The 23422-nt window shown below is 67.7% G+C and carries 14 protein-coding genes; 6 read left to right on the top strand and 8 right to left on the bottom strand.

Annotation, left to right across the window (positions count from 1 at the left end):
* Positions 1-26 precede the first annotated feature (26 nt).
* Both ACV22W_RS12500 and ACV22W_RS12495 read right to left on the bottom strand, forming a co-directional pair.
* Positions 27-1088 carry a serine hydrolase gene (locus ACV22W_RS12500; RefSeq protein WP_448019519.1) on the bottom strand — a complete coding sequence of 354 codons (1062 nt, stop codon included), beginning with the start codon at positions 1086-1088 and terminating at the stop codon, positions 27-29.
* A gap of 197 nt (positions 1089-1285) precedes the next feature.
* A complete protein-coding gene (locus ACV22W_RS12495; RefSeq protein WP_448019518.1) occupies positions 1286-1522 on the bottom strand; it encodes a hypothetical protein in 237 nt (78 codons plus the stop codon).
* A 93-nt stretch (positions 1523-1615) separates the two neighbouring features.
* Between ACV22W_RS12495 and ACV22W_RS12490 the strand changes: the two genes are divergently transcribed.
* The gene (locus tag ACV22W_RS12490; RefSeq protein WP_448019517.1) at positions 1616-2491 is read left to right on the top strand and encodes a LysR family transcriptional regulator; all 876 of its coding nucleotides are present in this window, start codon (positions 1616-1618) and stop codon (positions 2489-2491) included.
* Between the two features lie 71 nt (positions 2492-2562).
* Entirely contained in the window at positions 2563-2847 is a 285-nt protein-coding gene (locus ACV22W_RS12485; RefSeq protein ID WP_448019515.1) for a transcriptional regulator, read from the top strand.
* A gap of 72 nt (positions 2848-2919) precedes the next feature.
* On the opposite strand, the gene ACV22W_RS12480 is transcribed toward ACV22W_RS12485, so the two are convergent.
* From ACV22W_RS12480 to ACV22W_RS12470, 3 genes are all read right to left on the bottom strand, one after another.
* Positions 2920-3666, bottom strand: a complete 747-nt coding sequence (locus ACV22W_RS12480) for a transporter (protein ID WP_448019513.1) — start codon at positions 3664-3666, stop codon at positions 2920-2922.
* Between the two features lie 67 nt (positions 3667-3733).
* A complete protein-coding gene (gene mgtA / locus ACV22W_RS12475; protein ID WP_448019512.1) occupies positions 3734-6505 on the bottom strand; it encodes a magnesium-translocating P-type ATPase in 2772 nt (923 codons plus the stop codon).
* 716 nt (positions 6506-7221) lie between these two features.
* A complete protein-coding gene (locus ACV22W_RS12470) occupies positions 7222-8874 on the bottom strand; it encodes a S8 family peptidase (protein ID WP_448019511.1) in 1653 nt (550 codons plus the stop codon).
* Between the two features lie 413 nt (positions 8875-9287).
* On the opposite strand from ACV22W_RS12470, the gene ACV22W_RS12465 reads away from it, so the two are divergent.
* Both ACV22W_RS12465 and ACV22W_RS12460 read left to right on the top strand, forming a co-directional pair.
* On the top strand, positions 9288-10184 hold the full coding sequence (locus ACV22W_RS12465) for a glutamate/aspartate ABC transporter substrate-binding protein (protein WP_448019509.1): 897 nt from the start codon (positions 9288-9290) through the stop codon (positions 10182-10184).
* Between the two features lie 302 nt (positions 10185-10486).
* Positions 10487-11734 (top strand): multidrug effflux MFS transporter, encoded by a 1248-nt coding sequence (locus tag ACV22W_RS12460; RefSeq protein ID WP_448019507.1) that lies wholly within the window; start codon positions 10487-10489, stop codon positions 11732-11734.
* 46 nt (positions 11735-11780) lie between these two features.
* Here ACV22W_RS12460 and ACV22W_RS12455 read toward each other — a convergent pair whose 3' ends face one another.
* Positions 11781-12473: a hypothetical protein gene (locus ACV22W_RS12455; protein WP_448019506.1), complete on the bottom strand. Its 693-nt coding sequence runs from the start codon at positions 12471-12473 to the stop codon at positions 11781-11783.
* Positions 12474-12561: 88 nt separating this feature from the next.
* Between ACV22W_RS12455 and ACV22W_RS12450 the strand changes: the two genes are divergently transcribed.
* A complete protein-coding gene (locus ACV22W_RS12450; protein WP_448019505.1) occupies positions 12562-14142 on the top strand; it encodes a TPM domain-containing protein in 1581 nt (526 codons plus the stop codon).
* A gap of 80 nt (positions 14143-14222) precedes the next feature.
* Positions 14223-14843 carry a LemA family protein gene (locus ACV22W_RS12445; protein WP_448019503.1) on the top strand — a complete coding sequence of 207 codons (621 nt, stop codon included), beginning with the start codon at positions 14223-14225 and terminating at the stop codon, positions 14841-14843.
* 16 nt (positions 14844-14859) lie between these two features.
* Here ACV22W_RS12445 and pbpC read toward each other — a convergent pair whose 3' ends face one another.
* The gene (gene pbpC / locus ACV22W_RS12440) at positions 14860-17097 is read right to left on the bottom strand and encodes a penicillin-binding protein 1C (protein ID WP_448019502.1); all 2238 of its coding nucleotides are present in this window, start codon (positions 17095-17097) and stop codon (positions 14860-14862) included.
* Between the two features lie 10 nt (positions 17098-17107).
* Positions 17108-23140 (bottom strand): alpha-2-macroglobulin family protein, encoded by a 6033-nt coding sequence (locus ACV22W_RS12435; RefSeq protein WP_448019500.1) that lies wholly within the window; start codon positions 23138-23140, stop codon positions 17108-17110.
* Positions 23141-23422: the final 282 nt, after the last annotated feature.

Here is a 23422-nt window from a genome sequence, read left to right as displayed (position 1 = left end):
GAGCGCGCCGGCCGCGCGCGTCGTGCTTACTGGATCGAGCAAGCCAGCCAGCGATGGATCTTCAGGGCATCGCTCGAGACACCGGCGCGCGTCGGCGCGCCGAGCAGCACGACCGTTTCGCGGCGGCCCTTCACGTGCATGCGCATGACGACGCCGTGCCCCGATTCGTTGATGAAGCCGGTTTTCTGCAACCGGATCGGCAGGCGGCCGTAGCGGACGAGCGGATCGGAGTTCACGTACAGCAGTTCGCCGTCGCCGGCCGGCACGGTGGTCGACGCGTCGGTCGAGAAATAGCGGATCAGCGGATCCTGCGCGGCCGCGCCGACGAGCCGCGCGAGATCCTCGGCGGTCGACACGTTGTGCGGCGACAGGCCGGTCGGTTCGCGGAAATGCGTATGGCGCATCCCGAGTCGGCGCGCCTCGCGGTTCATTGCCTTCACGAACGCGGCGCGGCCGCCCGGATAGTCGCGGCTCAGCGCGGCGGCCGCGCGATTTTCCGACGACATCAGCGCGATATGAAACATCTGGCGGCGCGACAGTTCGGCGCCGATCGGCAGCCGCGAACCGGTGAACTTGATCGTGTCGCGGTCGCGCGAGGTGACGCGCAGCACGCCGTTGAGCGGCCGGTCCGCATCACGCGCGACGACGGCGGTCATCAGCTTCGAGATCGACGCGATCGGCCGCACCGTGCGTGCGTTGCGGGCCAGCAGCGGCGTGCCGGAGTCGACGTCGAGCACGTAGGCCGCGCGCGAGTGCAGCGAGCGGACCGCGCGCGGGCTATAGCCGCAGCTTGCGAGCAGGCGCGGTTTCGCGGCGGGGCGAGGGCGATCCACATTCGTGCGTTTCGCGCGCCGCTGCGGTGCGGGCGCCGCGTGACGCTTGACCGCATGATGCTTCACGCGCGGGCGGCGATGCTTGACGGCCTTGTGCTTGCGGGGAGCGGGCTTTTTCTTGACGACTTTCGCATGCGGCGACGCGGTGCGATGCGACTGCGCGGACGCGTTCGTCGCGAACGCGAGTGTCAGGAACGAGAGGGCGATGATCAGGGTGGTCCGTGCGCGAGGCAGGCGCGCGATGAGGCCGGTCAAGCGAAAGTCTCCTTTTCACGCGCGTTGCGGCGGCGCGAAATGCGTGTGTGGTCAGCGGGTGCGGGAAATTATAAGGTCGATCGCGTCGCGATGACGATGGATGTATGCGCAATGATGCGCGATGCGCGCGGACTTCTGCTGTTTTTTTGTGGAGGATCGAACGCGTGTGTTCGGCGGCGGGCGCCTGGTGTCCCGATTCAACGCGGCCAGTTCCGCCGCGACACGACCGCGAAGCTGATCGCGATCGAACCGGTGACGGCACGCGGCGGCACGTCGTCCAGCGCATCGCCGAAGCGCAGGCGGCGGTTGCGGCCCTCGGCGCGTGCGGCGCGACGCTCGGACGCCGGCGCGTCAGGGGCGGCATCGCTTGCGTCGGCGACGATCGTGTCGCACGACATGTCGGTCAGGCACTCGGCCGCATGATCGAAAGGCATGGTGGGTAACTCCGAAAGGGGCGTTTCCGTATTGAACGTCACGCCATTCGATCAGTAAAATGAATGTTTTGATCGTCAAGATTCCTTTAAAGAATGGAATTGAAACTGCTGCGTACCTTCCTGACGGTCACCGAGCTCAGCCATTTCAGCCGCGCGGCCGACACGCTGCACATGAGCCAGCCGGCGCTGAGCAAGCAGATCGGCGCGCTCGAGGCGAGCCTCGGCGGCAAGCTGTTCGAGCGCGGGCGGCACGGCGCGGAGCTGACGCCGTTCGGTGAACGCTTCCTGCCCGACGCGCAGGCGCTCGTGCGCGATGCCGACGAGATTCTCGCGCGTGCGCGCGAGGCGACCAGCGGGCAACGCGGGCATTTGCGGCTCGGCATCTGCCTGTCCGTGCTGACGCTCGTGCCGAAACTCGTCGCGGAATTCCGGCGCAGCAATCCGGGCATCGCGGTCACGCTGAGCGACCTGTCGTCGTCCGAGCAAACTCGTCGGCTCCGCGCGGGCAAGCTCGACGCGGGGTTCCTGCGGTTGCCGTCGGATGAAGGATTGTCGTCGTTCAAGGTGATCGACGAGGGGCTTGCGCTCGCGGTGCCGCCGCACCTCGGCTTCAAGCGCGTTCCGGCCGATCTCGACGTGCTCAACGAGATCGGCTTCATCGCGCTGCAGCGCGCACGCGGTCCCGGGCTCGCCGCACAGATCGACCGGTGGTGCGTCGAGCGGCGCTTCGTGCCGCAGGTCATGCAGCAGGCGGAGGACGTGCAATCGGTGCTTACGTCGGTCGCGGCCGGGGTCGGCGTCGCGTTCATTCCTTCGCGTGCGCAGTATCTGCTGCGCGACGCGACCGTATTGCCGCTCGCCGGCAGGGACGCGAAATGGCGCGTCGGGCTGGCGTGGCTGTCCGGCCGCGACGATCCCGTGACCACGCGTTTCGTGTCGTTCATGCGCGCCGCGATCAAGGGCGCGTAACCGGGCGTATAGTGTCCGCGATCGCATCCTTCCTGAATGCCGGTCCCGCGCCGGCCCGCGAACCCGAACCGATGACTTTAGAATCCGACGACGCCCCGCTCGATCCCGCACTCGTTGCGACGCTCGCGACGCTGCACGACGCCGCGATCGATCCGTCCGGCAAAACGTGGTCGCTGCCGAAAATCGCGAAGCGCACGCAATTGCCGATGAGCACGCTGCGCCGCATGCTGACGCAACTCGACGCCGCCGGCCTGAGTGCGACGACGCTGAACGACGACGGCACCGGCAGCGCCGCATTGACCGAAGCGGGGCGCGCCGTGTGCGCGCAACTGTTCGGCGCGAACGACGGCAAATGAGAAAACGGGCCGCCCGAAGGCGGCCCGTCGTAATGCGGTCAGACATGCGGCGTCGGCCGCGTAGTCACGGCATCACCACCGCGCCGTTACCCCACCCATGACGGAATGACGGTAGGTCTGGTCGTTCAGCCCGTGCCGGTAGCCGATGTCGAGATCGAGCCAGCGCCTCGGCGAGTAGATCGCGCCCGCGATCACGAACGCCGGATTCGCGCCGGCCTTGCTCTCGGTGTTGCGCGACAGGTCGATGTCCGCCACGAACTGCAGCTTGTCGGTTGCCTTGCAGAGCGCCGCGGCCGACACGGCCCAGATCGAGCGCAGATCGCCCTGGCGATTCGGCTGGTAGGCGAGGCCCGCATTCGCGAGCAGCGAGACGCGCGCGATGTCGGCTTGCGCGAGCAGCGTCGCGCCGGTGCCGACTCGGCCCGTGCCGAGCCCGCGACCGTCGTTGCCGGTCGGCATCGTCACCTTCGGTTTCAGCGCAAGCGACAGTGGCCCGCGTTCGACGAAACGCCATTTCATGCCGATCTCGACATCGCCGATGCCCGCGCCGTTGTCGTCGGTGCGCGTTTGCAGATGTGTGTAAGGCGCGCTCACGTAGAGATCGACGTGCTCGCCGAACCCGCGCGTGAGCGTCGCGTTCCACAACTGATGGCGGCCGTTCTCGTCCTGTTTCGAGGTTTCCTCGCCGTTGAATTCGAACTGCCAGTTCGCATCGCCCTGCGTGCCCGTGTCGTCGCTGACGAGCGGATGCGCCGCGTAGGCGTCCAGCGGCGCGAGGAGGGCGCTCGCGGCCGCGAGCGGAAGCACTCTTCTTTTCATCACGTCACCTGTAGTGCGTCGTGGGCGTGCCGCCCATGCGGGCCGGCACGTCGTCGTTCGGAGGAAATCAGAACCACTGCTTGTAGCGACGCACATAGATCGTCTTGACGATCTGCGCGAGCAGGATGTAGCCGACCATCGTCGCGGCGAGCCACAGCCAGTAGGTGCCCGGCAGGTGCATGAAGCCGAGCGAATCCGCGAACGGCGAGAACGGCAGCCAGCAGCCGATCGCGATCGCGGTGAACGTCGAGAGCAGCACCGGCAGCGCGGCCGTGCTCTGCAGGAACGGAATCTTCTGCGTGCGCAGCAGGTGCACGACGAGCGTCTGCGACACGAGGCTCTCGATGAACCAGCCCGAGTTCATCACGATCTGGCCGCCCGAGCCGCCGTGCAGGTGATACATCGCGCCCGCGCCGAACACGGTCCACATCAGCACGTAGGTCGTGATGTCGAACACCGAGGACGTCGGCCCGACCCACAGCATGAAGCGGCCGATGTTGCCGGCTTCCCACTTGCGCGGCTTCTTCAGGAACTCCGGATCCATCTTGTCCCACGGCAGCAGCATCTGCGACGTGTCGTAGATCAGGTTCAGCACGAGCAGCTGAGTCGCGAGCATCGGCTCCCACGGCAGGAACGCGCTGGCGACGAGCACCGAGAACACGTTGCCGAAGTTCGAGCTGGCCGTCATGTTCAGGTACTTCAGGATGTTGCCGAACGTCTCGCGGCCCTTGATCACGCCTTCCTCGAGCACCATCAGGCTCTTTTCGAGCAGGATGATGTCGGCGGTTTCCTTCGCGATGTCGGCGCCGCTGTCGACCGAAATGCCGACGTCGGCGTCGCGCAGCGCGGGTGCGTCGTTGATGCCGTCGCCGAGGAAGCCGACCGTGTGGCCGTTCGCCTGCAGCGCCTTCACGATGCGCGCCTTCTGCAGCGGCGTGAGCTTCGCGAACACCGTCGTGCGTTCGACGACCCGCGCGAGCGTCGCGTCGTCGAGCGCCTCGATTTCGGCGCCGAGCACCGGCTTGCCCGGTTCGAGGCCGACCTGGCGGCACACCTTCATCGTGACGGTCGGATTGTCGCCCGTCAGCACCTTCACCGACACGCCGTTCTCGCGCAGTGCGGCGAGCGCCGGTGCGGCCGATTCCTTCGGCGGATCGAGGAAGGTCAGGAAGCCGCGCACGACGAGGTCGCGCTCGTCGGCGGTGCGGTACTGTTCGCGTTCGTCGCCGCGCGGGATCGCGCGCGTCGCGAGCACCAGCACGCGGAAGCCGTCCTCGTTGTAGGCGTTTGCCTGTTCGAGCAGCCGCTTGCGCGCGACGAAGTCGAGCGGACGCACGCCATGCTCGTCCTGCACGTGGGTCGATACCGCGAGCATTTCCTCCACCGCGCCCTTGCAGATCAGCAGGTGCGCGCCGTGCGTGTCCTCGACGACGACCGACAGGCGGCGGCGCACGAAGTCGAACGGCAGCTCGTCGATCTTCCTGTAGCCCTGCGGCTTCACGCGCTCGCCGATCTCGTCGGCGCGCGCGACCACCGCGATGTCGATCAGGTTCTTCTGGCCGCTCTGATGGAAGCTGTTCAGCCAGCCGAGCCGCAGGATGTCCTCGTTCCGGTGGCCGGACAAGTCGAGATGATGTTCGAGGATGATCTTGTCCTGCGTGAGCGTGCCGGTCTTGTCGGTGCACAGCACGTCCATCGCGCCGAAGTTCTGCACGGAGTTCAGCCGCTTCACGACGACCTTGCGGCGCGCCATCGCGATCGCGCCGCGCGCGAGGTTCGCGCTGACGATCATCGGCAGCATCTCGGGCGTGAGGCCGACGGCCACCGCGAGCGCGAACGTGAGCGCGCTCAGCCAGTCACCCTTGGTCAGGCCGTTGATCATGAACACGATCGGCACCATCACGAACATGAACCTGATCAGCAGCCAGCTCACGCTCGCTACGCCGCGGTCAAAGCTCGTCTCGATGCGCTTGTGGCTCACCACGTTGCGCGCGAGCGATCCGAAATACGTGTCCTCGCCGGTCGCGACGACCACGGCTGTCGCGGTGCCGCTGACCACGTTGGTTCCCATGAAGCACACGTTCTCGAGATCGAGCAGCGACGTGGACGCGTCGTTCGCCGCGCCCGGCGCGCCCGCCATGCCCCCGTGGGCCGACTTGCCTGCGACCGCGCCGAGCGTGTCGTACTTCTCGACCGGCAGCGCCTCGCCGGTCAGCACGGCCTGGCTGATGAACAGGTCGCGCGACGCGAGCAGGCGCACGTCGGCGGGGATCATGTCGCCGGCCGACAGATGCACGATGTCGCCGACCACCACTTCGCGCATCGGCACCTCGCGGCGCGCCGGCTCGGATGTGTCGGTCACCGCGCGCTGCACGGTCGCCGTCGTGCGGACCATCGCCTTGAGCTTTTCGGCCGCGCGCAGCGACCGGAATTCCTGCACGAAGCGCAGCAACGCGCTGATCATGACCATCGCCAGCAGGATCGTCATGCCGACGTAGTCGCGATCGTCAGGTGCGGCGAAATAGACGTCGGTGAAGAAGCTGATCGCGGCCAGCACCAGCAGCACGTAGACGAACGGATTGTGGAACGCATGCAGCAACTGGCGCGTCCAGTGCGGCGGCTTGTCGTGCGCGATTTCGTTCGGGCCGTCGTGCTGCAGACGGTCGGCGGCCTGGGCGTAGGTGAGGCCGCGCATGCTGGTATGCAGCGACTTGAAGGTTTCTTCGAGCGGGCGCGCCGCTTCCTGCGCGGCGCGCATGATACGCGGTTCGTTCTGCTGGCCGGGGCCGGCGTTGATGAAGCCGCGCTGTTTCTTTTGCGAGGTGTTTCGTTGTGTCATGAGTCGCTCCTTGCGCACGCGGCGGCGGGCAGGAAGCGACCGTGACGTTATCGACGCACGAACGCTCCCCGCCGCGTCGCGCCGGGCGCGATCGGCTGTTGATCGGTGAAGGGGGGAAGGCTCGCCGGCGCGCGGAGTGCGGTCCGGGGGACGAAGCGCGGCGTCGCACCGGCGAGCGGTAATCGACTACTGTCGTCTGAGTTCATCTGCACTCCTGTCGGTTGCGGGTGGGCGGCACGGGCGATCGGTAGCCGCGCACGCGTGAGGGCGCGCGGCCGGACGGCACGCGAACGGAACACGCACGCAGCGTGCGCTGCGTGCGGCGCGAACGTATGCGCGCGGCAACGCACGGTTGCGCAGCGCGGACATTCGGCGATATCGAAAAAATCGGCGGGGGATTCTGGCCGGTCAGGCCGGAAGGGCGCCGCATCCTGCTTCCCGGGATGCGGCAGAAGACGAGGCTCTGCGCGGTTTCCTCAGGCAGCAGTCAAGTTGGTCGAGGACCAACTACAACTCGCATCGGTGTTCACAGAACACTCCATGTAATCAGACGGGGGCGATGGTAATGGGTCGTCGTGCGAAGCGTCAACCCTTTTTCCGCCCTTTTTTCAGGCAATTCCTGCAATACGCCGGTGCGACGACGCTGGCTCCGCGGACGAAAAAAAGCGCGCATGCCAGGCAGGCATGCGCGCGGTTGCGGCGAGGCGACGTATCGGTTACTGCGTGGACGCCGTGACCGCAGCGCCTGCGTCCGCGATACCGGAACCGGCCGGCAGTGCGGTGCATGACGTACTGGCCGGCAGCATTGCCGCACGCGCGCCGCCTTGCAGCTTCTGCTGGATCTGCGCGGGCGTGAGGTTGCCGTTCACCGACAGCATCAGCCCGACGATGCCCGTCACCTGCGGTGTCGCGAGGCTCGTGCCGCTCGCGGTGCCGTACGTGTCCGTGCCCGGTGTCGTCGTACCGCTATTGGCCGTCGAGAGGATGTTGACGCCTGGTGCGCTCAGCGCGACGTCAGAGCCGAAGTTGCTGAACGAAGCCCGGCGCCCGGTCGCGTCGGTCGCGGCGACGGTGATCACGCCGCGGCAGTTCGCCGGCTGGTCGAACGCGGTCGACAGGCCATCGTTGCCGGCGGCGACGACGACGGTCACGCCCTTCGCGTTCACATCGTCGATCGCCTGCTGGAACGTCGCGCTGCACGCGCCGACGCCCCCCAGGCTCAGGTTGATGATCTTCGCTGGATTCGGGTTCGTCGGCACGCCGGCGACCGGGATGCCGGCTGCCCAGCGCATTGCGTCCGCGATGTCGCTCGTCACGCCGCCGCACTTGCCGAGCACGCGCACCGGCAGAATCCGGCCGAGCCACGACACGCCGGCGACGCCGATGCCGTTGTTGGCGGCGGCGCCTATCACGCCCATCACGCGCGTGCCGTGCCAGCTGCTGGTGCTCGGTTCGCTCGTGCAGTGATAGTACGGGCCGCTGGCGTCGTCCAGTTCCTGCTGCGTGACCCAGTCGCCGGGATCGGTTGCATCGGTGCCGCGCGTCTGGCCGTTGTTGCTGGTGTTGGCGTTCGAGATGAAGCTGTAGCCGGGCAGCAGATTGCCGACGAGGTCGGGGTGCGGCCGGTAGCCGGTGTCGAGCACGGCCGTGACGACGGTCGGCGCACCCTTGGTCCGCGTCCACGCGGGCGGCGCGTTGATGCCGACGCTGGCGTCGGACAGATACCACTGCTGGCCATATGCGGGGTCGCTGGGCGTGTCGCGGATTCGCATCGGGTGATCGGGTTCCGCGTAGTCGACATCACCGTCGGCCGCGAACGCCTGCGCGAGCGCCGCCGCGTCGTCGGATGCGATGCGCTGTCCGATGGACAGCACGGCCGCGCCGTCCGACAGGGTTCGCTCGACTTGCACGTTCAGCGGTGCCTGCGATGTCGTCACGGCGGCATACGTCCGTGCGGCGCCGCTCGTCGTCGGCGCTGTCCAGCGCGTCATCGAGCGCTGGATCACCGCGTCGAGCCGCGTGCCGGTGTCGAGGGCCGCCATCGCGCGCGTGGCAGTCGGCGTCTTCAGCCGGACGATCAGGTGATCGACCGGCGGCTCGATGGGCCCGGTCGTCCGGGCGGCCATCTGCACGGCGGCCTGCTGCGTCGTGCATGCATTGTTGCCGTTGGTCGCGGGCGGGGTCGTCGGGGTTGGGGAGGGCGCCGGCGAGGGGGCCGGCGCTGCATTGGAAGAAGACGGACTGCTGCCGTCGCCGCCACCGCCGCCGCAACCGGCGATCGGAAGCAGGGCCGCGGCAGACAGCATGCCGGCGAGCATGCGCGAATGAGCGGAGCGGGCCAGCGCGAAATTGAATCGTTTGGCTCTCATGGTGAAACGCGATCCTCGTAGATGACCGTCGTGCTGGCGGTCGTGCCTGTCCGGCGCACACCGGACTGTTTTTTATCGGGCACGCGCAGGACTGCTGCGACGCGCCATGCACTGGGTAACGGCCGATGAGGCGGCTTCTTGAGTATGTTTTGTATGAAAAAAGTGCGACACGCAAACGGTTGCCTTGCTGTATCGCAGCATGAACGCGCGTTTGGAACGGATGATCTGTTCACACTGTGCAAGATCGCAGGCGGGTGACCGGGCGAAACGTGCGGTGTGAGCGCTTTGGCGCGCCACGGAAACGACTGTTCGCGGGGGGGCTCGACGGATGGGCTTTACGCTTTCCCCGATGAGGTGCGAATTTTGTCGGGCGTACGATCGCGATTCGATCAACGTTTCGTCAGGAGAAAAGCATGGATCGCCGCTTCCGTTGGCTGGCCGTCGCACTGACCTGCGCGCTGGCGGGCACCGCGCACGCGCAGGCGCTCACCGGCACGCTGAAGAAGATCAAGGACACGGGCGTCGTGTCACTGGGTATCCGCGAATCGTCGGTGCCGTTCTCGTATTCGGACAACCAGCAGAAGAACATCGGTTACTCGCGCGACATCGCGGCGCGCATCATCGACGCGCTCAAGGCCGAGCTGAAGGCGCCGAACCTGACGGTGAAGGAAATCCCGATCACGTCGCAGAACCGGATTCCGCTGCTGCAGAACGGCACGATCGATTTCGAATGCGGGTCGACGACCAACACGCTGGAGCGGCAGAAGCAGGCAGCGTTCTCGAACAGTATTTTTTTGTACGGAATCCGCTTCAGCACGCGCAAGGATTCGGGCGTGAAGGACTTCTCGGACCTGGCCGGCAAGACGGTCGCGACGACGGCCGGCACGTCGGACGAACGACTGCTGCGCAAGCTCAATGAGGAGAAGGGGATGAACATGACGATCATCAGCGCGAAGGATCACGCCGAAGCGTTCATGAACGTCACGACGGGGCGCGCGGTCGCGTTCGTGATGGACGAACCGCTGCTGTACGGCGAGATCGCGAAGGACCGCAATCCGGGTGCGTACACGGTGACGGGCACGCCGCTCGTTCATGAAAACTACGCGTGCATGATGCGCAAGGACGATCCGGCGTTCAAGCACGTGGTCGATGGCGTGATCGCGAAGATGCAGACCTCCGGCGCGGCCGAGAAGCTCTACGACCAGTGGTTCATGCAGCCGATTCCGCCGAAGGGCGTGAGCCTCAATTATCCGCTGTCGCCGGAGATGAAGCAGCTGTTCAGGAATCCGACGGATCAGGCGCAGTACTGATCGACGCGTCGTCGGGGAATCGCACCGCAAATAAAAAGACCGCCGGCACCTGCCGGCGGCTTCCGTTTCTGGCCCGGTCCCTGGCGCGGCGCAAGCGTGCGTGAGACCTTGATTTTCGGCCGGCGCGCTGCCGGTCCGTCAGGCGCCGACTGTGCCGAAATCGGCATTCAACCGTGTCCGCGCCATGGGATTCCTGTCGCGCTGCGCAACAACAGGCACAATACGCACTTCGCCGCGCACCGTTGTTCGTCGTTCGAACAGCACGGCGCGTGTCGCCGCCGTCCGAATCTTTCCCGGTTGTCATGAACGCCTCGCTCAGCCCCGCGCGCGAATCGAACTCGCCGCGCTTCCTGTTGTTCCTGATCTGCCTGTTTGCCTCCGCCGGCCAACTCGCGATCGACATCTACGTGCCCGCGCTGCCCGACATGGCGCGCTCGTTCGCGACCACGCCGCAGGCGATCCAGTCGAGCGTATCCGGCTACATGGCCGCCTATGCGCTCGGCCAGCTGATCTTCGGCCCCGTCGCCGATGCGTACGGTCGCAAGCGCGTGCTCGCGTTCGGGCTCGTCATCTACACGATCGGCTGCCTGCTGTCGCTCGGCGCGCCGAACCTGGAGACGTTCGTGCTCGCGCGCTGCCTGCAGGGCTTCGGGATCGCGACCACGAACCTGCTCGCGAAGGCGATCATCACCGACTCGTTCTCGGGCCAGGCGCTGATGCACGCGTTTACGTACATGTCGATCGCGTGGGGGCTTGCACCGATCATCGCGCCGGTGATCGGCGCGCACCTGCAGGAATGGTTCGGCTGGCGCGCGTGCCTCGTGTTCCTGCTGGTGTACTCGCTGGTGATGTGGGCACTGCTGTGGCGCTATCGCGAAACCTTGCCGAAGCCGGTCCATCTCGAGCCGCGTACGCTGATGGCGAACGCGGGCAAGGTGCTCGCGAGCCCGGTGTTCCAGAGCTGCTTCCTCGCGCAGGGGCTGTGCTACAGCATCCTGCTGGTGTTCAACATCGTCGGGCCGTTCATGGTGCAGACCACGCTGCACAAGCCGCCGACCTACTTCGGCTATCTCGCGCTCGGAATCGGGCTGATGTATTTCCTCGGCGGGCTGTCGAACCGGATTCACGGGCGCGGGCTGCCGAGTGCCGAGCAGCGGCTGCGCATCGGCGCCCGCGTGATGGCGGGCGCCGCGGTCGCGATGCTCGTGCTGGCGCTTTCCGTCGGCCTGCGCGTGTGGACGCTCGCGACGCCGGTGCTCGTGATGGGCTTCTGCGCGGGCGCGATGTATCCAACGCTGATGGCCAAGGGCAATTCGCTGTTTCCGCATATCGCGGGGCTGACGAGCGCGATCCTCGGATGCGCGCTGCTGCTCGTGTCGTCCGCGATGATGGGCCTCGCCGGCTTCGTGTCGGTGCAGGTGCTGACGCCGCTCGCGGTGTTCTTCGTCGCGCTGTCGTTCATCGTCGTGTGGATGGTGACGAAGCTGCTGCGCTACCTCACGCAGCAGCAGGCGGCGAGCGTTGCTTGCGGGAGCGGGGAAGCCGCGTAAGCCGTAGAGGCTGCGCAAGCGCGTGCCGCAACGGCACGCCGGCCGCTCACAACGGGTGCCCCGCGCCCGCCTGCGCCAGCAGCGAAACCGCGGCCGGATCCGGCATTCCGTTCGAATCGATCGCGCCGGCCTTGGCCAGCGCGTCGAGATCGCTGTCGACGCCCGGTTGACCCACCACGAACGGCGTCGTCAGGAAGGCCGGCGTCGACAGCGTGACCGAATAGCGCTGCTGGAGATTCGTCACGACCGCCGATTGCGCGGCCTGCACCGTGTTCGGGCTGCCCATCGCCTGCTGGAAGTGCGCATTCCCCTGAAAATTGCCGATCAGCGCGGCCGTGTTCGTACCGAGTTGCGCGGCGAGATAGACGAGCATCAGCTCGGTCTCGGCCGTCGTATTGAAGGTGCCGCCCGCGTAAGCGAGCGAATGCAGGCTCGTGCCGCTCGACGCGACGGTGATCACGCACGGCAGCACGGCGTTCACCGTCACGCGGTAGTTGCCGCCGCCGTCGGTCAGTGTCGTCGCCGAGCCTTGCGTGCAACTGACCGTGACCGACGCGCTCGCGAGCGCGGAGCCCGTGGCGGCCGTGCCGGACAGCGCGACGGTCTGCGTGTTGTTGCCGTTGAAGCAGACATCGACGCCGAAGCAGGCGTCGCCGTTGCAGCCGGCCAGTGCCGCGAGGGCGGCGAGGCAGGCGGTGCCCAGCGCGGGGCGGAGAAAGCGCGGATGGCGAAGGTTCATGGTCGCGGGCATATGGGCAAGTGTGGCAACCGGTGGACGCCGGATAGGCGGTGTCGCTCATATTCTAGGTCTCGGATTCCGGCGCTGCATGCTCGCTTTCTCGACAGAGCGCGGGGAGCGCGTGCCGACAGGCGAGTCTTGTCAAACCTGCTCGCGCGAGCAGCACGTTGCACCGGCGCGATCGGCAACCGCCCGGGTCCGGAACCTTTCGATTCCCTTCGCAATTGGTTATGCTGCGGGACGATCAAAAAACGACGAGAGAACGCGCCATTCCCGATGGAACCGGCGCGCCGTTTCCGACATGAACCTGAAACGACTGACGCGGCGGTCACGCCTCCCGGATTGCGAGGGCGATCCGGCATCGATGGCATGCACGACCCGCAACGCGGCGCGGCCCGCCCGCATCCGCGCCAAGGCCTGCACTGGCAAGGCGGTGGCGGCTGCGCTGCTGGCCGGGGCGATGTTTCTTTGCAGCACGGCCTTCGCCGCGCCGGCGGCTGACGCCAGCGCGATTCCGTTGGCGGCCGGTGCGCCGTCGGCCTGCACGAATGTCGCTACCGCAGCCGCCTATCCCGTCGCCAACGACCCCGAAGCCGCGCCGCCGCTGACAGGCCGCGTGACCGACATGACGGGCGTACTCAGTGTCGCATGTGCGTCCGAGCTGACCGACCGTCTCGCTGATCTCGAGCGCCGGCTCGGCGTGCAGATGGCGATCCTGCTGGTCGGGTCGACCGGCCACGCGACCATCGAGCAGTTCGCGACGACGGTGTTCGAGAAATGGCGTCTCGGTGCGAGCAAGATCGACAACGGTCTGCTGCTGGTCGCCGCACTGAACGATCGCGCCGTGCGGATCGAGGTCGGATACGGCTTGGAAGACGCGGTTCCGGACATCGTCGCGGGGCGAATCATCCGTGAACGCATCGTGCCGGCGTTTCGCGAGAAGCGTATCGAAGCCGGCGTGAGCGATGCGGTCGATGCGCTGGTGCGCGAGATGACGCCGCCTGAAATGGCGGCGTCGGATAGCGCACTGCCCGACGAGGACGCGCAGCGCGCGACGTCCGGCGATGCGAAGCGGTTGTCGAACGGCTTGCGGGAGAAAACCTCAGCCGACGTCGGGAGCTTCCTTTTCTGGTTACTGCTCGGGCTGACCGGTGTCGCGCTGGGTGTCGTCACCGAATGGCGCAGACTGCGTTGGCAGGTGATGTTGCCGGCCAGCTTTCTCGTCGCGACGATCGTGCCGGTTGCGATGTTGCCGGTCGGCGCGATTTTCGAAGGCAATCTGGTCGCGATGCTGGGTGGGCTGGGGATCGTCGCGACGAGCATGGGTTTCTGTGCGTGGCTCCTCGGCATCGGTCTCGTTCGATCCGCACGCGTTCGGAAGAGTACGACGATCATCAGCGTGACGTTGCTGGCGTTGATCTGGATCGGGCATCTGATGGGATATTCGCCCGGTGAGGTTCTGCTGACGGTCTTCTGCGTGGTGATGGGGATCCTGTTGATCGTCGAAAAACTGACGGGCAGCGATTGGTCGTCATCCCGCTCCACGTCCTCGTCTTCGTCCTTCAAATGGCCATCGTCCGGCTCGGATTCGTCCAGCTCCAGTTCGTCCGATTCATTCACCGGCGGTGGCGGCTCGAGCGGCGGCGGCGGGGCATCGGGCCGCTGGTAGCCGCCGTGCGCGGTGCGAGGGCGAACGTTTCTTTTCAACTTACCGCTCCAGCCGGAGCGTTCAACCGGAAGTCACAAACAATGAAATGGTTTCGAATCCTGCTCGTATGCTGCGTGCTCGCGCCGCTCGCCGGTTGCGGCTACAACGCGATCCAGTCGTCGGATGAAGACGTCAACGCGGCGTGGTCGGAGGTACTGAACCAGTATCAGCGTCGTGCGGACCTCGTGCCGAACCTTGCCGCGTCGGTGAAGGGCTACGCGTCGCACGAGGAACGTGTGCTGACCGAGGTCGCGTCGGCGCGCGCGCGCGTGGGCAGCGTGCAGATGACGCCGGAGATGGCAAAGGATCCCGCCGCATTGGCGGCGTTCGATCAGCGGCAGGGCGAACTGTCGGGCGCGCTGAGCCGGCTGATGGTGGTGTCGGAGCGTTATCCGGAACTGAAGGCGAACGAGGCGTTTCGCGATCTGCAGACGCAGCTCGAAGGCACCGAAAACCGCATCGCGGTCGCGCGCGGCCGTTACATCAAGACGGTGCAGCAGTACAACGTGCAGATCCGCCAGTTCCCGGGCGTCGTGATCGCGCGGATCTTCGGCTACCAGTCGCGTCCGAACTTCAGCGTCGCGAACGAAGCCGCGATCTCGACCGCGCCCGTCATCGACTTCTCCAATCAGCCGCCGAAGGCGAACGCGGCAGGCCAGTAAGCGGCGGCACGGGCGCTCAGGGCTTGCGCCCAGCCGGCTTCGCGAACGCGCCGCGCACCTCGAAGCCGATCGCATCCGCCACGTTGCCGCGCGCGTCGACGAGTTCCAGCCGGTGCCTCCCCGGCCACGGCATCCAAGCGACGCGGTCGGCGTGCCCGATCACCTTGTCGTCGAGCCGCCACGCGAACCGCGCGGCATGCCCGGACGACCGCTCGAACCAGATCCGCTGGTTCTTCGGCGGAATGTCCGGATCGATCGCGAAGATCGTGCCGTCGGTCGGCGCGCCGATCGTCAGCGGTGCGCGCGCGCCGTCCTTGCCCGGCGTCACGGGTGCCGCGAGCCGGATCGTGTCGAGCGCCGTGCCCGCGACGAACCACTCGTCGCGCGACGGCTCGACGTCGCGCTCGAACGTGATGCGGCGTGTTTCGACACCGGCCGGCGGCCGTGGCGCCCGGCTCGGCAGGTCGCGGTGCAGGTAGCCGACGACGGCCGACCACACCGGCGACGCGCCCGTCACCCCCGACACGTCCCACATCGGCGAGCCGTCCGCATTGCCGACCCACACGCCGACCGTATAGCGCGACGTGAAGCCGACCGTCCAGTTGTCGCGCATGTCCTTGCTCGTGCCGGTCTTCACCGCCGAGAAGAAACGCGTGGCGAGCGGATTGTCGAAGCCGAACGTGCGCACGCGCGCGTTGTTGTCGTAGAGGATGTCGGTGACGACGAAGCTGGCCGCTTCGCTGAACACGCGCGTGCCGTTGTCCGCGCGCTCCGATGCCGATGCGCCGGAAGCGGGCGACGGTGCGGGCAGGTCGACGATCTTGCGCGCGACGCCGCCGTTCGCGAGCGCGCGATACGCGTTGGTCAACGACAGCAGCGTGACGTCCGCGCTGCCGAGCGCAAGGCTGAAGCCGTAGTAGTCGCCTTCCTGGGCGAGCGGCAGGCCGAGCGCGGTCAGCGTGCGCGCGAAGCGGTGCGGCGTGACGAGCACGAGCGTGCGCACGGCCGGCACGTTCAGCGAGCCGCCGAGCGCGCTGCGCACGCTCACCCAGCCCTTGAAATCCTTGTCGTAGTTCTGCGGAATGTAAAGTCCGCCACCGGCCGCGAGGTTGATCGGTGCGTCGTCGAGCAGCGATGCGGCGGTCAGCCGTTTCTCGTCGATCGCCTGCGCATAGAGGAACGGCTTGAGCGTCGAGCCGGCCTGGCGCGGCGCGAGCACGGCGTCGACGTCGCGCGCGCCCGACAATGCCCCCGACGAACCGACCCACGCGCGAATCTCGCCGGTCGCGTTGTCGATCACGACCACCGCGCCGTCCTGCACGTTGCGCCGGTGCGCGGGCGCGTTGAGCTCGGTCAGCGCGCGCGTCAGCGTGTCGCGCGCGAAGCGCTGCAGCGGCGCATCGAGCGTCGTGCGCACCTGCGCGCCGGCCGCAGGTCTGACCTCGGCCGCGATGCGGCGCGCGAAGTGCGGGGCGAGCGCGGCGCCGTCGTCGCGCACGGCGTTGGCCGGGCGGGCGATCACGAGCTGCACGTAGCCGTCGAGCGACGCGCACGCCTGTTCCGCGTGCATGTCGCGCAGGATCCGGCACGCACGCTCGGCGACCTTCGCGCTTGCCGCGTTGGGTGCACGCACCAGCGCGGCCGCGATCGCGGCTTCACGCGCGTCGAGGCCGGACGGCGCCTTGCCGAACAGCACCTGCGACAGCGCTGCGAGCCCGATCGTCTCGCCGCGGAACGGCACGAGATTCAGGTAGGCCTCGAGGATCTGGTCCTTGCGCCAGCCGCGCTCGAGCAGCAGCGCGTTCATCGCCTGGGTGGCCTTCTGCGGCAACGAGCGTTGGCCCGAGCGGCGCGGCGAATCGCTGAGCAACCCGGCGAGCTGCATCGTCACGGTCGACGCGCCGCGCGTGCGCTCGTTCCACAGATTGCCCCACGCCGCGCCGGCGATGCCGCGCCAGTCGACGCCGCTGTGCGCATAGAACCGCTTGTCCTCGGACATGACGATCGCCTCGCGGAACGCGGGCGACACGTCGGCGAGCGAGACCCAGTCGCCGCGCCGTTCGGTGAGGTCGACTCGCATGCGTTGCAGCGGCGTGCCGTCGCGCGCGAGCAGCACCCAGTCGGAACTGCGCCAGTTGCGGCGCACGTCGTCGTAGCCGGGCAGCGCGTGCGCGACCAGCGGCGCGGCCAGCACGACGGCGACGAATATGCAGCCGGCAAAACGCACCGGCCGCGGCGATACACGATCGATCATCACGTACTCGTTACTTGCCCGCGTCGGCCGGCTTCACGGTCATCGGCGGGTTCGGCCACAGGCCATACACGGACGGCGCGTACAGCGCCTCGACGCGCGTCGGCGGCAGCCCGAAGGTGCCGACGTTGTTCAGCCGCACCGTGTATTCGACCGAGAGTTTGCCCTTCGGCAGATAGTCGTAATACGCGCGGTAGCCGTCGAAGTCGCGTTCGATGAACGCCGGCCATGCACCGTCCGGCGATTTCTCGCCCTGCGTCGCGGCTTCGGAGTCGCGGCCGAGGCCGGAGCCGAGGATCGTCGCGCCGGACGGGATCGGATCGTTGACGACGACCCAGGTCATGTCGCTCTGCGCATCGATGTCGAGATGCACGCGCACCACGTCGCCGCGCGTCAGCACGCCCTTGACGGCGGGCGACACGGGCGTGACGGTCTTCGTGATCCGGTAGCCGGCCGCGAACGGCGAGCGCAGCGGCACGGCCGCGAGGCTTTCGACGGTGGCCCACGGGCGGCCCGTGCCGTCCTGGGTGACGGACAGCGTGGCCGGTGCCTGCGCCGCACGTGGCCACGGCATCAGCACGCTACGCGCGGCGGCGGCGCGGGTCGCGGCGGTGGCCGATGCGGGTGCGTCGGCGGGTGCCGGCGCCTGCGACCACGAGATTGCGCGCTCGTTGCCGCCGAGCGCAATTTTCGTCGTGCCCGCCACAGGCGTGCTCTCGTAGGTGCGCGAGAAGCGCTCGATCGCAAGCTGGCCGAGCGCGTTCGACGTCGTCGTCTGCCATGCGCCCTGACGTTGCAGCGCGAGCAGGCCGGTCGCGATGCGCGGCATCTCGTCCTTCCACGCGGGGTCGCCCGCGAATTCGAGCGCGAGACGCGCGGCGTTGCTCTCGTTGCTCGTCATCAGCCACCACAGATCGTCGTCGCGCGCGGTCGAGAACACGAGCTGCGTGCCCTGATACGTGAGGCGCGCACGCAGGATCTGCTCGACCTGCGCGCGTTTCTCGTCACGCTGCGGAATGTCCTTCACGCGCGTGAGGATCGCGTGATAGTCGATCACCGCCGACGTCGGCCACTGGTTCGGCGCGATCTCGATCGAACCGAGCATGCGGCCCTGCGCTGCGCCGTAACGCGACAGCGCCTCGATCGCGGCGAGCTTGCGCAGATCGCGATCCTGGCGCGGCGCCCACGCGTTGCGCTCGATGCGGCCGTCGACGAAGCGCGCGAGCCCGGCCTCAAGCTGCGTGCGCAGGTCTTCCGGCAGTGCGAAGCGCGGGTCGAGGCGGCCGGCCTCGTCGGCGACCACGAGCAGGTACGACGACAGCGTCGGGCTGCCGTAGTGCGCATCGTCGGACGACGGCGGGAAGTAGCTCGCGAGGCCATCGCTGTCGAGGTACACGGGCATGCGCGCCACCAGCGCCTGCCATTGTGCGGCGTCGTGCAGGCCGATCGCACGCGACGTCTGCTGTTCGAGGCAGCGGTACGGATAGCGCTCGAACCAGCGCCGCACGCCGGGCAGGCCGTCGGCGAGCTTTGACTGCAGCGACACGGCGATGCCGCCGCGCGGCGCGCCCTGTGCGTTGTTGACGGCGCCGGCCGGGGCCGATACGGGCACCGTCAGCGTGCCGTCGACCTGCGTGAGCGTGGCTTGCTGCACGGTCACCGGCAGCGCGGGCACGACCTTCTGCGCGACGGCCAGCGCGTCGGACGCGCGCTTGCCGCCTTGCTCGGCCGCCTCGATGCGCCAGTTCAGCGCGCCGGCCGCGTCGAGCGCCTGCTCGGGCACCGTGATCGTCCATGCCACCTCCGTCGCCGCATTGGCCGCGAGCGACACGGTTTGCGGCGCGACGTCGAGGCCCGTCACGCGCGGCGTCACGATGACCTGCATCGCGCGGTCGGTCGTGTTGCGCAGCGTGACCTGCGCGCGGAACGCATCGCCTTCGCGCACGAGCGGCGGCAGCCCGGAGATCAGCTGCAGATCCTGCGTGCTGCGAATCGACGTGCTGCCGGTGCCGAAGCGGTCGGGGCCGACCGCCGCGATCGCGACGATCCGGAAGCGCGTGAGCGCGTCGTTCAGCGGCACTTCGACGGTCGCGCTGCCGTTCGCGTCGAGCGTCACGCGAGGATTCCACAGCAGCAGCGTGTCGAACAGCTCGCGTGTCGGCGCGCTGCCGCCGCCACCGCCGGCCGGCACGGCCTTGCGGCCGAAGTGGCGGCGACCGACGATTTCCATCTGCGCGGTGGCCGTCTCGACGCCGTACGCGCGTCGCTGCAGCATCGCGTCGAGCAGGTCCCAGCTGTCGTTCGGCATCAGCTCGAGCAGCGCCTCGTCGACGGCCGCGACCGCGATCTGCGTGCCGGCGGGTGCCGGCTGGCCGTTCGGCAGCGTGACCTTCACGTGCGCCTGCGCCTTGCCGCGCACCGTGTAACGCGTCGCGTCGGTCGTTACGGACACGCCGAGACGATGCACGCCCGTGCCGACCTTGATCTCGCCGAGGCCATAGCGGAACGCGGGCTTCGACAGATCGACGAACGCGGTCGGCGCTTCATAGTGACGGCCTTCGCGCCAGAACGCGCGGGCCCATTCGACCGGCGCCTTCCAGCCCCAGGTGAAGAACGAGTACCACGGCACTTCGCGAATCCGGCCGCGCAACGCGAGCACCGACACGTACACGTTCGGCCCCCACGATTCGCCGACCTTCAGGTCGACGGTCGGGTTCTTGCCGTTGAGTTCGACGACGTGCGTTTCCATCACACCGCCGCGTTCGACCGCGACGAGCGCGGTTGCGTAACGGAACGGCATGCGAACCTGGAAGCGGGCCGTTTCGCCCGCCTCGTAGGACGTCTTTTCCGGGATCACGTCGATCCGGTCGGTGTTGTCGCCGCCGAACCAGAGTTCGTCCTCGCGCGTGACCCAGACGGACGTCGACGCGTTCGACGAGCGGCCGTCGCCGTCCTTCGCGACCGCGATCAACTGGATGTTGCCGGCCTGTTCGAGCGTCGCGTCGCAGGCCATGCGGCCCTTGTCGTCGGTCTTGCCCGAGCACAGCACGCCGAGGTCGCGCGTGTCGCTCTTGTTGTCGTATGCGTAGAAGCCGCCGACCATCCGCTTGCGCGACGACGTCGTGATGTGCGCGACGCCCTTGATCTCGACCGGCACCGATGCGCGCGGCTTGCCCTGCAGGTCGACCGCGAGCGCCTGCACCGGCACGCGCTGGCCGACCGACACCCAGCGGCCGGCCTTGATGCCGGCCACTACCGCGGCCGGCCACAGGATCGTGTCGCCGCGGATCGTCTGCACTTCGCCGTTCGGGTCCGCGAACGTCGCCTCGAGCGCGATGCGCTTCGGCGCGTCGACGTCGGGCAGGCCCTTGAGCGTGACGGTGCCTGCGCCGTTGCGGTCGAGCGTCAGCGGCAGCTTGTCCGCGATCAGCCGGGTCGAGTCAGGATCGTTGTTCGCGGCCGATGCGCTGTCGCCGTCCTGCGCATCGTCGTCGGCATTGCCGTCGCTGCGCTCGGGACGATACGGCGTGAAGCTGAAGTCCTCGAAGCGATCCGCGAACGGCGGCGACGCCCATTTCATCAGCGCCGACACCTGCACGGGCAGGTTCGATGCGCCGCCGCCCGACACGTAGTCGATCTGCACCGCGAGCGGCGCTTCCTTGGCCGCGACGAGCGGGCTCTTCTGCGCGTCGCGCGCGCCGATCGTCCCCTTGAGCACCGGCAGGCGGAACGCCTCGACACGGAAGCTGCCGCTGTAGTAGCTGGCGGTCGGCGCATCGTCCGGGCCGCCTTCGAGCGACACGCTGTACTCGCCAAGCTTCGCCGCGGGCGGCAGCGTGAACTGCGTATCGGCGCTGTGGTCGGCCGACCACGTGAGCGGCAGCTTGTAGGTCTGGTCGGAGCCGAGATGGCGGATCGTCACGCGCGTCGGGTATTGCGCCGGGAACGCGAGGCTCTGCAGCGTCTCGGTGCGCAGGAAGTGCTTCATCGACACGGTTTCGCCGGCACGCAGCAGCGTGCGGTCGAATACCGTATGCGCGCGCACGGTCGGCGCGCTGGCGGTGTCGGTCGGCACGTTGAAGCGCCACGATTCGATCCCGCGGTTCCAGTTCGAGCTGACGAACGCCATGTCCGGGCCCGTCTTGGGATCGTCGACGCGCGCCGACACGAAGTAGTCGTCGAAGCGTTCCGACTGGCTGCATTCATGCTTCGGCTCGAATGCACCGTCGATCTTCAGCAGGCCTTGTGCATCGGTCTTGCCGGACGCGATTTCGTCGCCGTTGCAATCCGACACGCGGATTCGCGCGTTCGGCACGGGCTTGCCCTTGTCGAGCGTCGTGACCCATACGAGGTTGTTCTCGCGGCCCTGTTTCAGATGCACGCCGAGGTTCGTGACGAGCACGGTGGTACGCACATACATGCTCGACGGCTTCGCGAGCAGCGAGCGGCCGAGCGCGGGCGACGCGAGTTCGAGCACGTAGAAGCCGGGTTTTTCGATCGGCACGCCGACGACCTCGAACGGACGCAGCGCCTTCGGATCGGCCTTCGGCAGCGTCAGTGCCTGCGCGCCCGGTTCGCCGGCGAGCAGCGACAGCGAGCGCACGTCGATGCGGCGGTTCTGCGGCGCGGGCATTTTCTCGCCGGCCTGGAGCGGCACGTAGACGGGGTGCTGGCCCTTGCGCCGGAGCAGGCCCGGGATGCGCTCGTCGATCGTGCCGGCCGTCATCGACCAGTTGTCGAAGCGCTCGACGGTGCGCATCCATTGACGGATCGCGGTGTCGTCGTCGACCTTCAGGTTCGAGAATTGCGCGCCGCTCGTGTTGAGGCCCGCGATATGCAGGTCGGCCTCGACGTTGCGCAGCGTGACCGGCACGAGCGCGGGCGTATCCGGTTCGGCGAATCGCTCGACGATCCCGAAGGTGCCCGACGAGAATTTCGCGAGCGGCGGCATCGGCGCGGTGCGCGTCGCGAGCGGGAACAGGTCGGCGTTCGCGAGCGGGCGGTCCGTCACGTCGCGCAGGCCGGACGGCAGCTCGATCGTCAGGTTCGCCTGCGCGGGCAGCGGCGGGTTGAACGTGACGGTGGTCACTTCGTCGCTGTGATCGTCGGCCGCGAAGGTCGGCGAAAGCGAGCCGTCAGGGCCGCGCAGCTTGATCGCCTCGGCGTTCTTGCGCGAGATCGGCGCATTGAACGACAACGTCAGCGGACGCAGCGGCGTGCAGGGCGCCTTCGCGTTTTCGCGCTCGCACGAGAAGCTTGCGGCGAACGGTGCGCGCACGGTGAAGTCGAAGCGGCGTTCGGTGTCGTTCGCGATGCCGCTCGGGCTCGCGACGCCCTTGCCGTAGACGAGCTGCATCTTCGCGCTCGCGGGCAGCGCCTGCGCGCACGACAGCGTCAGCACGCGCGCGGCGTCCTTCTTCAGCCCGAAGTGATCGAGCAGTGCGTTGCGGGTATCGTCGTCGGCGGCCGTGACGGGGATGCGGTTGCCGATGCCGACCGCTTCGCACCAGATGTTCGCGAGCGCGGAGCGCGGCTCGGCCGGGCCGTTCAGCTTTAGCACGAATACCTGGCGTTCCTCGATCTCGCGCGTGCCGGGGCGCACCGTCACCGGGAACGGGCCGCCGGTTTGAAACGTGAAGCGGCGCGGGCCGCTGACTGCGTTGCCGGCGACCGAGCGCAGCGTGTCGTTGAGCGCGACGGAGCAGCGCACGCCGGGCGGCAGGTCGTTCTCGAAATCGTAGACCCAGGTTTTGTCGTCGAGCCAGTGCCCCTGGCCGCGTGCGGCGGTGGAGTCGTTGCAGGTCATGCGCGCGGGACTCGGCGCGGACGCCGAACCGAACGCGACCATCGGCTCGTCGAACTTGACGACGCTTTGCCGGGCTTCGGTGACGGTGCCTTGCGGCGACACGCTCACCGTGCGGGCGGCGCCCGCATGCAGCGACAGTGCCGCGGCAGCGCCGAGCGCCGTGACCGCGCCGATGCGCCAGAGCAGCCGTGTGGTGTGACGGGTTGAATTCGCGTTGTTGTGTTTGTTGTGCTGCTTCATCGCTCGATGCCCTCGGAGGGAAGCTTTCTGTTTGATTGCACGCGATTCTAACCGACGCGCATGTGAGCGGATGAAGGGAGGGGGAGGCGGCGTGTCGCCGGTTTGCGACACACCGGCATCCGGAAGCAGAATTGTCGCGTCGACGACACAAAAATGCAGCGAAATGTCGATTGTCTCGGATTGCGGAACATTTATTGGTCTATAAAAGCATTGTCCAATTCGAATTGTGCGCGTACATTTCAGGGCCGCGCGAAAGTTTGAGAAATATCAAGCGTGGTTTTC

The sequence above is a fragment of the Burkholderia sp. AW49-1 genome (genome assembly GCF_053427845.1).
Note: the sequence above shows the minus strand (reverse complement) of the source record. Positions and strands in the feature narration are given on the sequence as shown.